This is a genomic window from Streptomyces sp. 7-21, from assembly GCF_016741785.1.
Taxonomy (GTDB): domain Bacteria; phylum Actinomycetota; class Actinomycetes; order Streptomycetales; family Streptomycetaceae; genus Streptomyces.
In genome coordinates this window covers 18,325-36,097 of sequence record NZ_JAERRL010000012.1, presented here as the reverse complement: position 1 = coordinate 36,097, position 17,773 = coordinate 18,325, and the positions used below count along the sequence as shown (strand labels likewise).

General features: G+C 72.0%; 14 protein-coding genes, 1 tRNA gene, 1 other RNA gene and 1 CRISPR repeat array (1 of these 17 cut by a window edge). Of the genes, 6 read left to right on the top strand and 10 right to left on the bottom strand.

Annotated features, from left to right (window positions below; all coding sequences use genetic code 11):
• Positions 1–400: a CRISPR direct-repeat array (repeat unit 28 nt; unit sequence GGACCATCCCCGCGTGCGCGGGGAGCAG); it reaches 604 nt to the left of the window's first position.
• Between the two features lie 101 nt (positions 401–501).
• The 9 genes from cas6e to JK356_RS16065 all read right to left on the bottom strand — a co-directional run bounded on the left by cas6e (position 502) and on the right by JK356_RS16065 (position 12,194).
• A complete protein-coding gene (gene cas6e / locus JK356_RS16105; RefSeq protein ID WP_201868717.1) occupies positions 502–1,212 on the bottom strand; it encodes a type I-E CRISPR-associated protein Cas6/Cse3/CasE in 711 nt (236 codons plus the stop codon).
• Between the two features lie 10 nt (positions 1,213–1,222).
• A complete protein-coding gene (gene cas5e / locus JK356_RS16100; protein ID WP_201868716.1) occupies positions 1,223–1,948 on the bottom strand; it encodes a type I-E CRISPR-associated protein Cas5/CasD in 726 nt (241 codons plus the stop codon).
• Positions 1,945–3,147, bottom strand: a complete 1,203-nt coding sequence (gene cas7e, locus JK356_RS16095; protein WP_201868714.1) for a type I-E CRISPR-associated protein Cas7/Cse4/CasC — start codon at positions 3,145–3,147, stop codon at positions 1,945–1,947. The genes cas5e and cas7e overlap by 4 nt, the downstream gene beginning before the upstream one ends.
• A 33-nt stretch (positions 3,148–3,180) precedes the next feature.
• Positions 3,181–3,816: a type I-E CRISPR-associated protein Cse2/CasB gene (gene casB, locus JK356_RS16090; protein ID WP_201868712.1), complete on the bottom strand. Its 636-nt coding sequence runs from the start codon at positions 3,814–3,816 to the stop codon at positions 3,181–3,183.
• 129 nt (positions 3,817–3,945) lie between these two features.
• Entirely contained in the window at positions 3,946–5,640 is a 1,695-nt protein-coding gene (gene casA / locus JK356_RS16085) for a type I-E CRISPR-associated protein Cse1/CasA (protein ID WP_201868710.1), read from the bottom strand.
• A gap of 19 nt (positions 5,641–5,659) precedes the next feature.
• Positions 5,660–8,455, bottom strand: coding sequence for a CRISPR-associated helicase Cas3' (gene cas3, locus JK356_RS16080; protein WP_201868708.1), 2,796 nt, complete (start codon positions 8,453–8,455; stop codon positions 5,660–5,662).
• A gap of 1,102 nt (positions 8,456–9,557) precedes the next feature.
• Positions 9,558–11,114, bottom strand: coding sequence for a hypothetical protein (locus tag JK356_RS16075; protein WP_201868705.1), 1,557 nt, complete (start codon positions 11,112–11,114; stop codon positions 9,558–9,560).
• Between the two features lie 69 nt (positions 11,115–11,183).
• A complete protein-coding gene (locus JK356_RS16070) occupies positions 11,184–11,897 on the bottom strand; it encodes an ATP-binding protein (protein ID WP_201868703.1) in 714 nt (237 codons plus the stop codon).
• 117 nt (positions 11,898–12,014) lie between these two features.
• The gene (locus tag JK356_RS16065; protein WP_201868702.1) at positions 12,015–12,194 is read right to left on the bottom strand and encodes a hypothetical protein; all 180 of its coding nucleotides are present in this window, start codon (positions 12,192–12,194) and stop codon (positions 12,015–12,017) included.
• A 244-nt stretch (positions 12,195–12,438) separates the two neighbouring features.
• Here JK356_RS16065 and JK356_RS16060 point away from each other — a divergent pair, with 244 nt between their 5' ends.
• The 3 genes from JK356_RS16060 (at position 12,439) to JK356_RS16050 (ending at position 14,800) form a co-directional block, all read left to right on the top strand.
• The gene (locus JK356_RS16060; protein ID WP_201868937.1) at positions 12,439–14,019 is read left to right on the top strand and encodes an alkaline phosphatase; all 1,581 of its coding nucleotides are present in this window, start codon (positions 12,439–12,441) and stop codon (positions 14,017–14,019) included.
• A gap of 207 nt (positions 14,020–14,226) precedes the next feature.
• Entirely contained in the window at positions 14,227–14,460 is a 234-nt protein-coding gene (locus JK356_RS16055; RefSeq protein ID WP_201868701.1) for a DUF2945 domain-containing protein, read from the top strand.
• Positions 14,461–14,467: 7 nt separating this feature from the next.
• Positions 14,468–14,800 (top strand): DUF3140 domain-containing protein, encoded by a 333-nt coding sequence (locus tag JK356_RS16050; RefSeq protein ID WP_201868700.1) that lies wholly within the window; start codon positions 14,468–14,470, stop codon positions 14,798–14,800.
• 124 nt (positions 14,801–14,924) lie between these two features.
• On the opposite strand, the gene JK356_RS16045 is transcribed toward JK356_RS16050, so the two are convergent.
• A tRNA-Ser gene (locus JK356_RS16045) sits at positions 14,925–15,009 on the bottom strand.
• Positions 15,010–15,103: 94 nt separating this feature from the next.
• Between JK356_RS16045 and ffs the strand changes: the two genes are divergently transcribed.
• The 3 genes from ffs (at position 15,104) to JK356_RS16030 (ending at position 17,767) form a co-directional block, all read left to right on the top strand.
• An RNA gene (gene ffs / locus JK356_RS16040) (signal recognition particle sRNA small type) lies at positions 15,104–15,200 on the top strand.
• A gap of 45 nt (positions 15,201–15,245) precedes the next feature.
• The gene (locus JK356_RS16035; protein ID WP_201868699.1) at positions 15,246–17,357 is read left to right on the top strand and encodes a DNA polymerase III subunit gamma and tau; all 2,112 of its coding nucleotides are present in this window, start codon (positions 15,246–15,248) and stop codon (positions 17,355–17,357) included.
• Between the two features lie 92 nt (positions 17,358–17,449).
• Entirely contained in the window at positions 17,450–17,767 is a 318-nt protein-coding gene (locus tag JK356_RS16030) for a YbaB/EbfC family nucleoid-associated protein (RefSeq protein ID WP_201868697.1), read from the top strand.
• Positions 17,768–17,773 lie beyond the last annotated feature (6 nt).

The window sequence follows — 17,773 nt, the reverse complement described above, 5'->3', positions numbered from 1 at the left end:
CTGGTCGGACCATCCCCGCGTGCGCGGGGAGCAGCGTCGCGTAGGCGCCGTCCCGGTCGAGGAGGGAGGACCATCCCCGCGTGCGCGGGGAGCAGTGGACGATCTACGCGCGAAGGTGGACGCGGTGAGGACCATCCCCGCGTGCGCGGGGAGCAGTCACCGCTTGATGCCGGCTCGTCGGCGCTGGCCGGACCATCCCCGCGTGCACGGGGAGCAGCCGCCCACCACTACGTCGAGGTTCGGGCGGATGGGACCATCCCCGCGTGCACGGGGAGCAGCTGGCCAAGGCAGGCCCACCAATCGAACAGGCAGGACCATCCCCGCGTGCACGGGGAGCAGTGATAGCGGGCGCGGGCCGTGACGTCGATCGAGGGACCATCCCCGCGTGCACGGGGAGCAGACTTCTTGACCTGTGGTTTTATCGCGGCCAGGCTTCGTTTTCGTTTACCTTCTCTGTCCTCGAACCCCTACTGAGTTGGACGGGCGGTGGCCAACTGGCCATCACGTGACAGGCGCCAGGGTCATCAGGCCACAGCCGTACGCCTTGGCCTTGCCCAGCCCGTGGGTCAGCGTGCGCCGGAACGCGGCCAGGTCGGTGACGCGCAACCGCCCGTCGAAGGTGACGCGGGTGAAACGCACCGGCTCGCCGCTCTTGGCGCCCTTCTTGAACCGCAGCGGCATGACGTCGCGGACGAGCACCTCGCACTCGTCGCCCCGCTCGGTCAGCCGCCGCTCCGGCGGCTTGCGCACGATCTCGAACCCCGCGCGTTCCTCCTGCTTGAGGAGCCAGGCCAGCTGGTGGCGCGGTGTGACGTGTGCCGTCCGCTTGGTCGGTGCGTCCGGCGGGTCCTGCGGCCTGCGGACGTAGTGGACGGGATTCGCCGTGAGCCGGAACGCCCAGGTGCCGCCTACTGCCAGCCGCTCCAGGAACCCGCCGTAGTCGAAGGTCGTCCACCCGGGCGTGTCCAGGGCAGGCCAGCCCGCCTGCTCGACGAGGTGGGTCAGGTCGGGGCGCTGCGGGCTGACGACGTACAAGTCAGCGCGGCCCTCGGCGTTCATGTCCACGCGCCACAGCACCCGCGGCCCCTGTCCCCCGCGCGGCGGCGGCTCGGGAAAGGCCAGGTTGACGGCGCCGTGCATCAGGTGGGGCGAGCCGAGGAGGCGACGGGCCCTGGGCCGGCCGGTGTTGAGGCGGAAGCGGGTCAGGTACATCGGGGCGTCCTCATGGCGCGGGAGAGAGAACGGCGGTCGGGTCGTGGTCGTCATCGCCGGGCGGCGGGACGGTCCGGTCGGTGACGACACCGCGCAGCCCGTACTGGCGGTGGCGCGGGTCGAAGCTGAGCGGGGTGTCGCGCAGGGACAGGTGCGGGGCCTGGCTCGGCGGGGCGTCGAGGAACAGGTCGAGCGCGGGCGGCCCGGCGGACTGCTGCTCGTTCTTCGCCATCCGCTGAAGCCGCCGCTTGTACCACGGCGACGCCTGCCACTCGGCCCCACGCAAGGCCTCCTCCAGCGTGACGTCTTCCAGCGGCCGGCCCATCTCGACGGGGCGAGAGGGCGGGCAGGAACGGCGGCCCAGGTACGGGAGGAAACGCGGTGCGCGCAGGGCCTGGTGGAGCCGGTTCAGGAGTCCAGTGTCTCCCTCGACACCGGCGACGAAGACCGCGTCGGCCAGGTAGAAGCGATCCGACAGCGGCATGGCCTTGCCGGAGTCCTGGTGGTGGGCGGTCTGGAAGTCGCGCAGCCGGGTGCCGGGCTGGTCGATGCGCACGCCGAAGCGCAGCGCGGCCAGGTCGGACAGGTCGGCGGTGCGAGGGCGACCCTCGGCGGCGGCGAGCAGGCCGAGCACGCCGCTCTTGGTGGGCGCGTTCTCCGTGGTCCGGCGGGCGAACCGGGCGGCGGAGCCCCAGGACTGGAGCGGCCCGGCGAGCCGCAGCAGCAGGACGGTCATGCCCCGGACCCCAGGCGCTGCCGCACGGCCTCGCTGACATCGCTCACCAGGTCCTCCAGCCCCACGTTCTGGCCAAGTTCTGCCAGCGGCTTTGTCTCCTCGCCGATGCGGAAGACCCAGCTGTGGTCGTGGCCCCCCTCCATGCCGTACGCCCTCTCCAGTTCCGCGGCGTACTTGGCGAGGCGGCAGCAGCTTTCGCGGAGGTGGCCGCCCTCGGGCCCTCGGGGGACGGGTTCTTCGAAGGCTGCGGCGAAGTTCACCGGCCAGCGGTCGCGGAGCTTGACGATGACGGCCGAGGGGAGGGTGTGGTTGCCAAAGGTGTTGATCTTGCCGGTGGGCATGGAGGTGATGAACGCCTCCAGGAACGCGCCAACCGCCTTCTCGACGGGCGTGGTCGGGGCCTTGTCCTCCCGGAGTCCGGCGCCCAGGTTGGCGTGCAGCGCGTCGACATCGACGGCGGCGTAGCGGTACAGCGTCGCCGAGTTGAAGTCGATGGTGCCGATCATCCCGGCGCCGGACTCGTCGTCCTCGCTGCGGTCGTCGACGGCGGTGTAGTAGTCGGACTCGATGTCGGACTTGTGGACGCTGAGGGCGTGCGCGACCTGCGCGGCGGCGTCCACGTTGAGGTCGCTGGCGTCGGCGACCATGCGGCCGAAGAGGGCGATGTCCACCGAGTGCCGGGTGTCCACGGCCCGGCGCGCGGCGGCCTTGTGCTCCTTCTGCTTGAGATACTCCTTCAGCTTTTTCGGGTCACCGTCCGGCCCGCCGCCCGCAATGGCGATCTCGGCGAGGGCGTCGAGCTGCCGCCTGCTGAGGAACATCAAGTACGACGACTCGGGCGAGGCCGCCTTCTCCTCGCCGTCCTTCTCCTTGCGCTTGGGCACCTCGATCTTGGAGCCCGTCGCCGCTACCAGGGTCTCCTTGGCCAGCTCGACGGCCGTGGGAGCAAGGGAGGCGTCCCGCGCGGTAATGCGCTCGGCCAGTGCCTCGGCGACCTTCTTCGTCCTGACCCCCAGTTCCTCGGCCGGGAGCAGGTCGCTGAAGGCCCGGCGCGTGGCGCGCTTCCAGGCCTGGCTCGATACCCGGGCACGCCGGACACCCCCGAAATAGGCTGATTTCGGCGTGCCGGTGTCATCGCGGTTGAGGTTGCTTGGCGGCACGGTCTGAAGGATGTGAATATCGAGGATGGTCCGGTTCACCGTAATTCCGTTCTCTGGCTAGGGCAGCGGCGGTCAGTCGTCGTCGGTGGGCTGGTCATTGCTGGCGGGCGCTGACTCGGCACGGTGAAACTCGCGCCCCCAGGCACGGCGCACGTCGCCCTGGCGGTGTTCGTACTGCCATTCGAGGAGCTGGGAAGCGAGGCGGCCGTAATCCAGCGGGATCCGCTCTGCTCGGAGCAGCGTGACCATGTCGCGCAGGCGACCCCCGAGAGTCTCGATATCGGAGGCCGTGCCGATCCGCACGAACCGCTTGCGGATCGTCGGGGGGAACTCCTCGACGGAGACGCCGCTGTCCGCGGCCCCCGACCTTGCGGCACCCAGCTGCCGCACGGCGCGGCCAAGCGGCCAGTGCCAGTCGTGCATCGGCTGGTCACGCACCGACTGCTGGTGCAGCGCCCACAAGGTCACGGCCAGATGGACCGCCGTGTCCTCCCGCTCGATGACGCTGTCGGATGCCGGTTCCTCCAGCTCGCTGTAGCGCCTCTTGGTCAGCTCCTCCATGTGGTCAAGGCCCCAGCTCGCGGGAGAGGCGTGCGGCGGGCGTCCCGCCTCGCGCCGCAGCCGGGCTACGGCGCCGACAGCCATCGCCACGTCCTGCTGATAGCCGCGCTGGAGCTGCTTGATGGTCGCCACGGTCGCGTCACGCACGAGCGCCCGATCAGGTTCACCGGAACCGTGTTCACCGACGGCGCCGGCACCGTCCTCATCGCCAGACTCTGGCTGAGTGGTCATTGTGGTCTCCGTGTAGTGGTCCGGGGTCGTGTCCGCTGGCAGGGCTCAACTGGTTGATTGGTCAGCCGGTGTCTTCAGCACGTAGGCCAGGCGGGAATGGAACCAGCGCTCGGCGCGGCCCGCGTCAATAAGCCGTTTGACCATGCCGGGCAGTTCGACCACCCGTCCCTCGTCGGCAGCCGGGCTGGCGGATTCCAGCAGTTCCCGGGCGTGTTGCAGCAGGTGGTATCGCACAGTTGTACGCCACTCGCGCCGCGCGTCCTCCAGATCAGGAAAATCTGGCAGCATCGAAAGCCACGCTCGGTAAGGCCCATCAAGAGCCCCGAACGCGGCATCGCGAGCCGAGTTATCCGGGGATTCATGGTCGGTCCCCGCTGCGCGGGCGAGATTGGCGGCAAGCTGGCCGAGGGCGCGCACGGCCTGTTCAGCCTCGTCGGCCGCGTCCACGGCTGCGGCGCCATACTCCGGGTTGGCCTCGTGCAGCGTGATGACGGGCAGGACGAGGGAGTCGTCCACGATCTCGTCCACGACGGCCTGCTGGGTGCCGTAGACGGTGCCGATCAGGCGGAGCCGGATCAGTTTCTTCGGCGGGAACACCTCGCCCATGGTGGTGAGCTTCGCGAACCACTCGGCGACGCCGGGAGGACGAAGGGCGGCTGGCTCCCCCTTCTTGCTCTTCTCCCCGGCGTGGGACTTGGCGGGCAGCAGCGACGCCAGCCCACGCCACGCGGAGCGGCTCGGGTCGTGCCGGACCGGCACGTACACCGGCTTGCGGCGCTCCGTCTTCTCCCGTGTCCAGCTGCGACGAAAGGCCGTCATCGGCTCCAATGTGTGCGGATCGGGAAGGGCCAGCGGATCGCCGTAGCCGAGGACGACGCCCGTAACCGCGCCGTCCTCGGCGTGAAGCCGGATCCTGCGGGTCTGCCACGTGTACAGATCCCGGAGGCTGCGGGGGCGGCTCGCCGCGTCCGGCTGGGGCGCGGGACCTGTCGGGGGACGTCGCCAGGCGGGCCGTTCCTCATCTTCGGTGCGGGTCTCCCCGCCGTACGCCTCCTCCAGGGCGATGAGGTTGAGAAGGAGAGTTTCGCGGAGCGTGTCGCCTTCGGCGAAGACGCCACCGAGGCCACCGAGCGAACCAACACCGAGCGGATAGACTTTGCCGTTCTTCGGGCGCGTGTCGTCTCCGAGCATCGCGGACTTGATGCCCGAGGTGTCGTAGGCGTGCGCGTGCACCAGCCAGCGCGCGGCCTCCGCGTAGGAGAGCCGGTCGACGCCTGGTTCCCGCATGGAGAAGAACGTCTCGCCGACCGGCACGTCCGCGACGATGCGGCTGAGCGGCGCTATCTCGTTCTTCGCCGTCCGCAGCCCGGCCACCTGGAAGAACGGACGCTCAGGATGGAACAGCTGGAAGCACTCGCGGTGCTTGTCGAGGTAGGTCCGCACAGGAGCGAGTGACCGGTCATCCAGCCACAGCTCCTCCCAGTCCTCGATTTCCGCTGGGCCCTCCAGGGCGTCGTAGAGGATGGCGAGCAGCAGGCGGAGCAGAGCGATCTCCTGCGTCGGCACATCGCCGACGAGCCGCCTCAGCTCACCCGCCTGCTCGAAAAGAGCCCTGAGCGACACCTCTTCGACCACGCCGTCCAGCCGTTGGACCGGAAGCCACGGATTCGATACGAGGTCGAACGACGGCTCCACCGGCGCCACGTCCCCCCTGGTCGTTCCGTCGCTCGTGCCACCCATCTCCCCACCACCTCATCGGTCACCCCGCTGCGCCCGCACCGGAACCGGGCACACCAGAAGACGTCACCGTCAGTCCGTCCGTGCGACTGTAGGTAACTTCGTAGCCTGCCAGACGGCACTGACAATCCGCATCCAAAACGAGGATCAGCTCGCCAGCCAGCCAAGGGCACTCCTTGGCCTGCCAGGCCGGAACCGAGAAACGCTCCAGCTCGGCCTTGGTTTCGTCGATCCGCTTGGACGTGCTCAACTGCCAGGGCAGCGTGACGGCGCTCGCCGCAACGGCTTCGGCCGCGCGGCGGCTGGGCGGGACATCCGTGGGCAGTTCGAGACCACCGCGTTCACCCTTCTTCTCGCCGTCCAGCCACGGCACGGTCGTGAGCCGCCCGTCGGCCTGCCGCTGGATCACGAGTACCTCAAGCGTCTCCGCGCTGTCGCGCACCTGGGCACGGCCCGCGCTGGTGTCGTCGGCGTCACCGGCGTGCGCCTCCAGCCAGCCGTACAGCGGGCGTCCGGGGCGGCGGACCGGGCCGAGCAGGAAGCCCTCCGCCTTCTGGCGTTTGCGCGCGAGCAGCGCGTCGTGCTGCGCGCGTGCGTCGTCCAGGGCCTCGGTCCACTCAGGCGGTACCGCCTGTTCCTCGCCGTACGCGGCCTGGACGAGCGGGCTGATGTGGCCGGGCAGTTCGAGCGGTTTTCCCTTCAGGTGCGGGGTGAGCACCGCCAGGGACCGCAGCACGGTGTACTCGCCCTGGTAGACGGTGCGGGTCCCGCACACGGCGCGCGGCGGTGTCTCCGACCAGTCCTTCACGCCGGTGATCAGGCAGCGGGCCGAGGCCAGGCGCTCGGGCCGCTTACGGGGGTGGCGGTGCAGCCGTCCTATCCGCTGGAGCAGCAGGTCGATGGGCGCTAGGTCGGTGACGAGCAGATCGAAGTCGATGTCGAGTGACTGTTCCGCGACCTGGCTGGCCACGACGATGTGTTTCCTGGGCCGCTCGTCGCTGTTCCGCCCGAACCGCCGCAGCAGAGCGGCGTCGTTGGCCGCCCGGTCGGCGGCGAGAAACCGCGAATGCGCCACGGTCACCGCGTCCTCGCCGAACCGTTCGCGCAGGGCGTTGGCGGCCTCCAGGACGCGGTCCACCGTGTTGCGGATGACGAGCGCGCAGCCGCCCTCCGCCAGCTCCCGTTCCAGCCGGTCGGCCAGGGACTTTGTGTCGTCCGCGAGGCGTTCCACCACGACCTCGGTGCGGCGGCCAGAGGCCGCCCGCGGGCGAGCCGTGAGCGTGGGCTGGCCAGGGGCGACGGCCGTGAGCAGGGGGTAGGCCTCCGGGTCAGTCACCACCTCGGCCGCCGCTTCGGCTCCCGCATAGGCGGCGACGAGCGCACGCCTGCGCTCGGCCGGGAGCGTGGCCGAAAGCAGCACGACCGGCACCCGGTAGGCCGCGAGCCATTCCAGGACCCGGTCCAGGTAGCGGCTCATGTAGGCGTCGTAGGCGTGGACTTCGTCGATGACGACGACCTTGCCCGCCACGGCGAGATGCCGGAGAGCGAGGTGCCGGGTCTTGAGCCCGGCGAAGAGCAGCTGGTCAATCGTCGCGACCGCGAACGAGGCGAGGAGCCGCTTCTTCCGGCCGCGCAGCCACTGGTGGGCGTGGAGGCCGGTGGCACGGGCCCCCGCGCGGCCCGTGCCCTGGTCACCATCGGGGTCCACGGCGGCGATAACATGCCTGTCCTTCCGGAGCAGCCCGGCCCACTCCTCGTTGAGCGCGGCCTTCGCGTGCGCGAGTACCACAGACCTGCGCCCCTCGCCGGGCAGATGCTTCAGCCATTCCAGCAGGCGGGGGAACATGGCGTCGCTCGTGGCCCTGGTCGGCAGCGCCAGCAGCACCCCGCCCGCACCCGAGCGGGCCGCCAGCGTCTCTGCGGCGGCCAGGGCCGCCTCGGTCTTGCCCTCGCCCATGGGTGCCTCGATGAGCAGCAGACCGGGAGCCGGCATGGTGCGGGCAAGGCGTACGGACTCGGACTGCACAGGGCGGATCGCCGCGTCCTCCAGCGTCGGGAAGCGCTGGGCGAACAACTCGGCTGCGTCGTGCGGGGGTTCCTCGGGCATCCACGCAGGCGGCAGGTCAAGCCCTTCCCAGGCGGCACGGAGGCGGCGCTCCTCTCCGCGCGGCCCGGCCGGCTGCCAGCTCTCAGGGTCGTAAGGGAACAGCTCGCGTGCGCTGGCGATCCAGTCGGCCACGATCACGATCGACGTCAGCAGGGCCTGCACCGGCTGTGACAGCCGCACCGTCCCCCACTTCGGAAAACAGTCGTCGGCTCCGGAGAAGACAGCACAGGCATCCAGCAGTTCGAACTGGGCCCGCCGCCAGGTCTCTTCGCTGGGGCCAGGGTGGCGCAGCAGGTGGGGGCGAAGCTGAAGGTCGTGGATGTGCTGGTGATCGGGAGGCACGCCGTGGTGTCCCCCGACGACCACGGCGAACTGCCCGGAGACTCGGCCCCGGATACCGAACCGCTCTTCCAGCCACTCCTGGAGAAGGAGTTGTCCGGCCAGCCCATGCGGGGCCAGCTGGCGCTCCTGCCCATACTCGCGAGCCGACTTCATGGCCAGCCCCGCTTCGCGCATGGGAGCGGCCAGGTGCTCGAACCGGCATGCGAAAGAAACGGTCGATTTGCCGATATCATGACAACTTCCCAAGAAGACAACGAGGCGTTTGGCGTCCTCCTGCCCACCAGGCAACTCGCAGCCGATCAAGTGCCGGACCGAGTGCGGCACCCAGTCTTCCCAGAGCTTCTTGGCTACTGCTCCGCTGTCGGCCATGTGCCGCCACAGCGGTAGTGAGGCGCCATCCTCGCGGTCATACTTCGCCCATGCCACCCGGGCAGGTAGGGACAAATCGCCAAAGGAAGCAGGCGATAACCCACCAGACAACCTAACGCCCCCTCTCTCTCTGGACACCGCCCGTACCTCTACCTATAGATGTGGCCGCCCAGCCCGGACACTCCGGGGTGGGCGGCGGTTACGTTATGAGCAAGAACGGCTGGGGAGACGTGTAGCCAGGACGACGATGACCAAAATCGCCACCCAGACGATTGGGGCCCAAGGGGACGGCGCCGCCGGTAAGCTCGCGGGAAGGCACGCAAGCCAGCACCACGGCCACGACTCACGCCCCGGGCGCTCAGACGGGACGCCAGCCACTACACTCATTGCAGTTCTCCTTTTCTGAGGCTTGGAGGACTGGGCCGGGCCCTCTGCTCCTCTCGTGCCGGCGAGAGGCGGGCCCGGCCTTTGCTATGCACGGACCGTACAACACCCAAGCACGCCGCCTCAACTTACGCTGCGTGGAAGCGACTTATTTCTGACGAGCGCCTTGCGCACGTGGCTCCCCTTCCTAGTTCGTGTAACCCCTCACGTAGACGGGGACTGCCACGTGGTTCTCCGCCTTACTTGCAGTCGGACGCAGTTCACCCCCGCATGCGCGGGGAGCACGAGGAGCGTTGCCCGCGTGGTACCCCTTCCTAGGGGTCATCCCCGCGTGCGCGGGGAGGACAGCGGCCTCGGCACCGTGCAGGACGCAGGCGTCGGCTCACCTCCGCTTGCACGGGGAGCAATTACTCGATCCTAGGGCGCCAGTCGGGCGTGACGAGGTCGCATGGTGTGGCGGGACTACCGCTCGTGCGTTTCGCCCCGGCTGAGCCCACCCCCGCCGGTAAGTGTCCGCAGTCCCCCGACGTTCGGCGGGAAGGGTGGTGAGGCCGGCGTGACGCAAGATCGGGCGGGAGGCCGCAGAGCCGCTCCGCGGTGCGGGCGAGGCCGTTCATGGCGGCTCACCTCAGTCAGGCGGAACAGTGGGCGCATCGGAATTGGGGGCAGGAGACGGTGGCCACCGGTCGCGGATGCCGTCGCGGCGGCAAGGCGGATGTCACAGCCGGGTCAGGTACATCGTGCCGCAGGAGAAGCACTCCACTCCCCGTTCCGCGCCCGACAGCTGTTCCGTGAGGACCTCGGCGGACTCGCCGTCGGCGTCCACGGTGATGGTCTGGCGTGCCTGTCCGATGACCTCGCACGTGCCGGTTGACACGTCGTACAACGGCACCGTGGCGCTGTACGTCCCGTCGCTGCCGGTGAACTCGGTGGTGGTGGTCCCCCCGCACACGTCGGGCCCCGTGATGGCGTACGTGCCGGGGCGTTCCTCGACGAACTCGTAGACGTTGCCGTAGCTGTCCTCCCACATGCCCTCCAGCCCGTCGTCCTCCGTCGCTTCGGGGAGGGAGTCGTCCGCCGGATCGGTCCCGGCGCCGCCGTCCGTGCCCGCGTCGCCGGTATCCGCCCCGGGGCCGGAACCGGCGCCGTCCGGTCCCTGCGACGAGGCAGACGTGTCAGAGGAGCCGGACTGGGAGTTCACGATGACAACGCCGAGGACGATGGCCGCGACGATCCCGATCACCAGCAGCGTCACCATCCCGCCGAAGCCCGCGCCCGTGCCGGCCGAGGCGGTCGCCGCGCCAGCCGGGGCCGTCCCGCCCGCCCCTGAGGGTGGCACCGGCGGGCCCAGCGGGCTCGGCCCGTACGGCGAGACGCCGGGGCCGGGCACCGTCATCCCCGCCCCCGGGTGCGGGCCGTAGGCCGGGGCAGGCGGAAGCCAGCCGCCCGCCGGCGGCGCGCCCGGCGTGGCACCGGACGTGACAGCCGGCCCCTGCGGCGTGCCCGCGACCGGGGCGGGGTGCGGGCCGGCGGCCCCCGTGTTGCCGCCGCCCGCAAGCGAGTTGCCTCCCGCCCCCGCCGCCTGGGGCGGCGACGCGTACCGCTGCGCGTGCGCCGCCGCGTGCGCGCCGTCCGTGTCGCCCAGCTGCCGCCACAGCACCAGCGCCTCGCCCAGCAGCGCGCCCGCCACGGCGTGCTGTCCGAGCAGCAGGCCGCGCACGCCCTCCTCGTGGGTGAGGTACGCCAGTGCCCGGCTGTCGCCCGCCCGCTGGGCGGCTCCGCGCCCGTGGCCAAGGACGCGCCCCCAGACGCCGAACCGCAGCGAGCGGCCCAGTCCGGGCGAGGCGGCCCGTGCCAGCGCGGCCGCGAGGTCGAACCGCTCCTCTCGTTCAGCCAGCCAAACAGCTCGTTCCAGGACCGCCGCGTGGGCGGCGAGATCGGCGGGCGTGGTCGTGGGCAGCGCCGCCCACCGCGTGAAGTAGTCACACAGCCGGTCGGCGGGGAACGCCGGGGTGCCGCGCCGCCACAGCGCGTCCGCCACGTCCAGCACGCAGCGGTAGCCGCGCTCCGTGCCCTCGGCCAGGCCGAGTTCGGTCAGCCGCTCGCACACGGCCGCCGGATCGGGCACGTTGGTCAGCGCTCCGACGTGCGCGGCCGCGACCTCCGCGTTGCCCAGCGTCGCCAGGAGGTGCAGCGCCACCATGGGCCCCGCGTCCAGCTGGTCCAGCAGCAGCGGCAGCAGGTCGGCGACGGCGGCGGGCGCGGGCAGCCGCACCTCGCCGGACGGTTCCGTCCGGGCCAGCCGGGCGGCGCGGAGCAGCAGCAGGGGCCGTCCCGACGCGGCCTACCACAGCTCGGCCGCCGCCGCCCGCTGGTTCTCCGGCAACGGCCGCCCCAGGGCGCGTTCGAGCAGCGCTTGACCGGACTCGCGGGCAAGACCGGCGAGTTCGAGGACGGTGCCGTCGCCGAGCAGGGTGCTGTCGTGGCTGGCGAAGACGAACGCCGCGTCCGGGGCGGTGTCCCTCAGCTCGCGCAGCTGCTCGGTGGTCAGTTCGGCGTTGTCGACGTACACCGTCAGCCGCAGCCCCGTCATCAGCTGCCGCAGTTCGCTGCGCGCGGGCGCGTATCCCTGGGTCTGGTAGCAGGCTTCGAAGAGTTCCTGTGCCAGGTCGCTGGCTTCGCCGTGGGAGGCGTCGAGGAAGACGACGCCGTCCTCGCGCGGCGGGAGCGTGCGGGCCGCCGCGTGCCGCAGCAGTGTGCTCTTCCCGCAGCCGCGCGGTCCCCATAACTGGACGGCGCCGCCGGTCTGGAGTGCGCGTGCGAGCGCCGCTATCTCGGCGTCCCGGCCAAGCGGGGCGGGCTGCCGCCGCGCCGGGAGCAGGGCGATGCGCGGGCGCCGCGCCGGCCGGGGGAGCTGTCCCGGCGGCAGCGGGGTGACCGTCGCCCCGCGGTGGGCGTCTATCACGGCGTGATAGTTCCCGGCGATCACTGGTCCGCTGGTGTTTCCGCCGGCGCCGGCCCAATGAGCGAAGCCGGCGTTGTGTCCCGTGTCGTCCATGGTCCCCTCCCCCTTCCGCCGTCCGCTGCGGGCGGCGTGCTGGTGACGACGTCGTGCGGCGGAACCGCCGAACGCGTCGCTCGTGCGCGGCTTCGTTCCCCCGGCTGGTGCGCCGCCTCACCCGGACGCGAGAACGCCCAGCAGGCGCAGGTCCCCGGCGCTGATCGTGCGGCCGCCGGTGGTGACGACGCCCTTCTCCCGCGGGCCGCGCACGGCCTCGTCAACGCTGGGCCCGGCGGCCCCGGACAGGGCGGCGGACGGGAACACCGGTTCCCCGGGCCGGCTCGCCTCCCTCATGACACCTGTGGTCCGCTGGCACGGCCTGTTGGCCCGCCGGGGTGGCGATGCCCCCGTTGCGGCGCGCGCAAACACGTCGTCCGGTGGCTTCCCGGCCTGCCGCGCGCCGCGCCCGTCCAGCTGCACCGCACGACGACACCGGAACCAACTCCGGTAATCGACACGGGTATTGCGGCCCCAAGTCGGCCGTCGCGGGCATAGCATCGTCGGCGTGCCTGCTCACGGACCCACGCGCCGCACCGTCATGACCACCGCCGCGGCCGCCGCCCTGCCGCTCGCCACGGCCCGCCAGGCCAGCGCCGCCGGGGCGCCCGGGTTCCGCCACGGCATCGCCTCCGGCGATCCGCTGCCGGACGGCGTGCTGCTGTGGACGCGGATCACCCCCGTGCCCGAGGCTGTGCCCGGCTCGGGCGCCGGGCCCGACACCGAGGTGGCCTGGGAGGTCGCCACCGACCCGGAGTTCGGCTCCGTGGTGACGCGGGGCAGCGTCACCGCGAGCGCCGCGACCGACCACACGGTCAAGGCCGACGTGCGGGGCCTGCGTCCCGACACGGCCTACTACTACCGGTTCAGCGCCGACGGCGTGACGTCGCCGGTGGGGCGTACCCGCACGGCGCCGGCCGCCGGGGCGAGCCCGGCGAACCTGCGCCTGGGCGTGGTGTCGTGCTCCAACTACGAGGCCGGGCATTTCGCCGCCTACCGGCACCTCGCCGCCCGCGGCGACCTGCACGCCGCGGTCCATCTCGGCGACTACATCTACGAGTACACCACCGGCGTCACCCCGGCTGAGCCGGTGCGGCGGCAGGAGCCGCCCCATGAGGTGCTGCTCGCCGACTACCGGGTCCGGCACGGGCACTACCGCACCGACCCCGACCTCCAGGCGCTGCACGCCGCCCACCCGGTGATCGCGATCTGGGACGACCACGAGACCGCCAATGACGCCTGGCGGGAGGGCGCCCAGAACCACTCGCCGGACACGGAGGGCCCGTGGGCGGCACGCCGGGCGGCGGCCGTGCGCGCGTACTTCGCGTGGATGCCGGTCCGCCCGGCGGTGGAGGGGACCACCTACCGGCGGCTGCGCTTCGGTGACCTGGCCGGCCTCCACCTGCTGGACCTGCGGTCGTTCCGGGACCAGCAGGCCGGACGCGGCGGCAGCGAGGTCGACTCGCCGGACCGGACGATCACCGGGCGCGCCCAGCTGGAGTGGCTTACCACGGGTCTGGCCGAGTCCGGGACGCAGTGGCATCTGATCGGCAACTCGGTCATGATCGCGCCCGTGGCGTTCGGGTCGGTGCCCGCGTACCTGCTCGGGCCGATCGCCGAGTGCCTTGGCATCCCGGAGGGCGGTCTCGCGGTCAACACCGACCAGTGGGACGGCTACCCGCACGACCGGCAGCGGCTGCTGGACCACCTGCGGGAGCGGGAGATCACCAACACCGTGTTCCTGACCGGGGACATCCACATGCACTGGGCCAACGACGTGCCGGTCAGCGCCGCGACGTATCCGGTGTCCCCGTCCGTCGCCACCGAGTTCGTGGTCACGTCCGTCACGTCGGACAATCTCGACGACATCCTCGGGGTGCCGCCCCGCACGGTCTCCGGCGTGGCCGAAGCGGCCGTCCGCGCGGCCAACCGGCACGTCCGCTGGGTGGACATGGACGTGCACGGCTACGGCGTCCTGGACGTCACCCCGGAGCGAGCGCAGATGGACTACTTCGCGCTGACCGACCGTGCCGATCCGGAGGCCGGCAGCTCCCTGCTGCGGTCGTACCTGACCCGTTCGGGCACGCAGCGCGTGGTCCGGGCCGACGAGCCGGTCGCCTGAAGCCGCGCCGCCACCCGCCGCGGTGCGCCGGGGGCCCGTCCCGCGTGCCCCGGCCGCTGTGCCCCACCCCTCCCCCGACCGTGCCCCGGGGCTGATCCCGCTCCCTCGCGGGCGCGGCCCGAAGCTGCGGCACGCCCGCATGGCCCGTACGTTGAAAAGAGGCGAAGCGCACAAACACCACTGTCGGCGTGATCAGGGAGAAACGGGATGGCGAAGGGCCACGGCGGGGACAAGAAGCTGAAGAAGGGCGACAAGGTGACCTGGAGCAGCCACGGCAGCCAGGCCGAGGGCAGGGTGGAGAAGAAGGTCACCGACCGCACGGAAGCCGCGGGCCGGACGGTGAACGCCTCCCCCAAGGAGCCGCAGTACCAGGTGCGCAGCGAGAAGTCCGGCAAGGCCGCCGTGCACAAGCCGTCCGCGCTGAAACGGAAGAAGAAGTGAGGCCGCCGTGGACGAGGACGAGCGGAAGCGGGTCTGGGACGAGTTCCGCGCGCTGGTGAACGTGAAGCCCGCCGACCTGGAGACATGGCTGGCCTCGGCGGAGTCCCAGAGCGCCGGGCAGCACAAGGACGGCGGCGAGTCCACGGGGCACGCCTCCGGCCGCCGGATCGTCGGCATCCTGCGCACCAGGAAGAGCGATCTCACGGACGACGACTACCAGCACATGCGCAAGGTCGTCGGTTACATCCACCGGCACCTCGCCCAGCGCCCCTCCGGAGACGTCCGGGACACCCGGTGGCGGTACTCGCTCCTGAACTGGGGCCACGACCCGCTCGCCTGAGATGACCGGACGCGGCGGGGAGCCGCGCCCGCCGCGCCAGCCCGTGCCGCCGGGCCGAGAACGACGAGGGGCCCCGGCCGTGATCGTGGCCGGGGCCCCTCGTCTGCCCTGTGCGGGCGGGAGGCGGAGGATACGAGATTCGAACTCGTGAGGGTGTGAACCCAACACGCTTTCCAAGCGTGCGCCCTAGGCCGCTAGGCGAATCCTCCGCCCCACACGATACAAGACAGGGCGGGGCGGGAGCTAACCGCTGCCGGGGAACCCGGGGGGACAAGCACGCTGCGGGGATCCGGTAGGGTTAGGGACAGCCCCTCGTGCGGCGTTATCTCGCTGAACTCCCCCAGGGCCGGAAGGCAGCAAGGGTAGGCGGGCTCTGTCGGGTGCGCGAGGGGTCCTTTCGTGTGCGGGGGCGGTCTGTCAGTGGTGCCCGATATCGTCTACTGACGTGTCCTCCCTCGCGCTGTACCGCCGCTACCGACCCGAGACCTTCGCCGAGGTCATCGGGCAGGAGCACGTCACGGTCCCGTTGCAGCAGGCCCTGCGGAACAACCGGGTCAACCACGCCTACCTGTTCAGCGGGCCCCGCGGCTGCGGCAAGACGACCAGCGCGCGTATCCTCGCGCGGTGCCTGAACTGTGAGCAGGGGCCGACCCCGACGCCCTGCGGCGAGTGCCGGTCGTGCCGCGATCTCGCGCGGAACGGGCCGGGCTCGATCGACGTGATCGAGATCGACGCGGCCTCGCACGGCGGCGTGGACGACGCCAGGGAGCTGCGGGAGAAGGCGTTCTTCGGGCCCGCGTCGAGCCGGTACAAGATCTACATCATCGATGAGGCGCACATGGTCACCTCGGCGGGGTTCAACGCCCTGCTGAAGGTGGTGGAGGAGCCGCCCGAGCATCTGAAGTTCATCTTCGCGACCACCGAGCCGGACAAGGTCATCGGCACGATCAGGTCGCGGACGCACCACTACCCGTTCCGCCTGGTGCCGCCGGGGACGCTGCGCGACTACCTGGCCGAGGTGTGCGACCGGGAGCAGATCGCGGTGGACGAGGCGGTGCTGCCGCTGGTCGTGCGCGCGGGCGGCGGCTCGGTGCGGGACTCGATGTCCGTGATGGACCAGCTGCTCGCGGGCGCGGGCGAGGACGGCGTCACGTACGAGATGGCGACCGCGCTGCTGGGGTACACCGACGCGGCCCTGCTGGACGCGGTGGTCGACGCCTTCGCGGCCGGGGACGGGGCGGCGGCGTTCGGGGTCGTGGACCGGGTCATCGAGGGCGGGCACGACCCGCGCCGGTTCGCCGCCGACCTGCTGGAGCGGCTGCGGGACCTGGTGATCCTGGCGGCGGTGCCCGACGCGGCGGAGAAGGGGCTGATCGACGCGCCGGGCGACGTGCTGGAGCGGATGCGGGCGCAGACGGAGAAGATGGGCCCCGCCCAGCTGAGCCGGGCGGCCGACCTGGTCAGCGCGGGGCTGAACGAGATGCGCGGGGCGACCTCACCGCGGCTTCAGCTCGAGCTGATCTGCGCCCGGGTGCTGCTGCCCGCCGCCTACGGGGACGAATCGGCGCTGCTGAGCCGCCTGGAGCGGCTGGAGCGGGGCGGGCTGGCCATGGCGGCCGGGCCCGCGGCCCCGGCCGCGTCCCCCGCTCCGGCGCCGTCGCCGTCGGCGCCACCGGAGCCGGAACCGCGCCAGGCGCAGGGCAGTGGCCGCCCGCCCGGGGCGTGGCCCACCGGCAGCGGGCAGGCCGGGCCGAAGCCGCCGCAGCAGCCTTCCCAGGCGCCGCAGGCACCGCAGGCGGCGGCGCCGCCGGCGCCGCCCGCGGCGGGCGGCGGGCGGCCGCCGGGTGCCTGGCCGACCAGCGGGCGCGTGCCCGGCGCCTGGCCCGGGTCGGCGGGCGGCGGCGCGCAGCCGCAGCAGCCCGCGGGGGCTGCCGGGCCGGCTCAGCCGCAGCAGCCGCAGCAGCCCGGCGGGCAGACGCCGGGTGTGGACGCGAACCAGGTGCGGGATCTGTGGCCGCGCATCCTGGAGGCGGTCAAGGGCCGCCGCCGCTACAGCTGGATCCTGCTGAGCCAGAACGCGCAGGTCGTCGGCTTTGACGGCAGCACCCTGAGCCTGGGCTTCGCCTCCAGTGGCGCCCGGGACAACTTCCTGAACAGCGGCAGTGAGGACGTGCTGCGGCAGGCGCTGTCCGAGGCGATGGGCGTGCAGTGGCGGATCGAGGCGGTCGTCGACCCGGGCGGCGGGCCGCCGCCGCCCGGTCCCGGCGGGCCGACCGGGCCGTCCGGCCCCGGCGGAGGCCGGGGCCCGCTCCCCCCGGGGCCGCCGCCGCAGGCGCCGCCCGCCGCCGCGGCCCCGCCGCCGGCGCAGTCCGCGCCGCCCCAGGCGTCCGCCCCGGTGCCGCGCCCGGCCGCGCCCGAGCCGCCGCCGGAGGATCCGGGGGAGGCTGACCCGTTCGAGGACAAGCCGGCCCCGGGCGGCTCCGCTGCGCTGTCGCCTTCCGACCTGATCGTCCGGGAGCTGGGGGCGACGATTATCGAGGAGTTCCGTCACGAGTGAGACCGCGGCGGCGTGAACCCGTAGGCTCGTGGGGGTACGCAATGTCGTCGAGGTGCCAGGAGTGAGCCGTGTTCTCCGGTGGTGGGGTCGACATGCAGCAGCTGCTGCAGCAGGCCCAGAAGATGCAGCAGGACCTTGCCAAGGCCCAGCAGGAGCTGGCCGAGACGCCGGTCGAGGGCAGCGCGGGCGGCGGGCTGGTCAAGGCCACGGTCACTGGCTCCGGTGAGCTGAAGGCCCTGGAGATCGACCCGAAGGCGGTGGATCCGGAGGACACCGAGACCCTCGCGGACCTGGTCGTGGCGGCCGTGCGGGACGCCAACAGCGCCGCCCAGGAGCTGGCCCAGGCCAAGCTCGGCCCCCTCGCGCAGGGCCTTGGCGGTGGCGGCGGCCTCCCCGGCCTGCCGCTGTAGGACCGC

Excerpts from the sequence above, each read along its gene's own strand:
- cas6e (WP_201868717.1), bottom strand. The coding sequence starts at position 1,212 with ATGTACCTGACCCGCTTCCGCCTCAACACCGGCCGGCCCAGGGCCCGT.
- cas5e (WP_201868716.1), bottom strand. The coding sequence starts at position 1,948 with ATGACCGTCCTGCTGCTGCGGCTCGCCGGGCCGCTCCAGTCCTGGGGC.
- casA (WP_201868710.1), bottom strand. The coding sequence starts at position 5,640 with ATGGGTGGCACGAGCGACGGAACGACCAGGGGGGACGTGGCGCCGGTG.
- cas3 (WP_201868708.1), bottom strand. The coding sequence starts at position 8,455 with ATGGCCGACAGCGGAGCAGTAGCCAAGAAGCTCTGGGAAGACTGGGTG.
- JK356_RS16070 (WP_201868703.1), bottom strand. The coding sequence starts at position 11,897 with ATGGACGACACGGGACACAACGCCGGCTTCGCTCATTGGGCCGGCGCC.
- JK356_RS16065 (WP_201868702.1), bottom strand. The coding sequence starts at position 12,194 with ATGAGGGAGGCGAGCCGGCCCGGGGAACCGGTGTTCCCGTCCGCCGCC.
- JK356_RS16060 (WP_201868937.1), top strand. The coding sequence starts at position 12,439 with ATGACCACCGCCGCGGCCGCCGCCCTGCCGCTCGCCACGGCCCGCCAG.
- JK356_RS16055 (WP_201868701.1), top strand. The coding sequence starts at position 14,227 with ATGGCGAAGGGCCACGGCGGGGACAAGAAGCTGAAGAAGGGCGACAAG.
- JK356_RS16030 (WP_201868697.1), top strand. The coding sequence starts at position 17,450 with ATGCAGCAGCTGCTGCAGCAGGCCCAGAAGATGCAGCAGGACCTTGCC.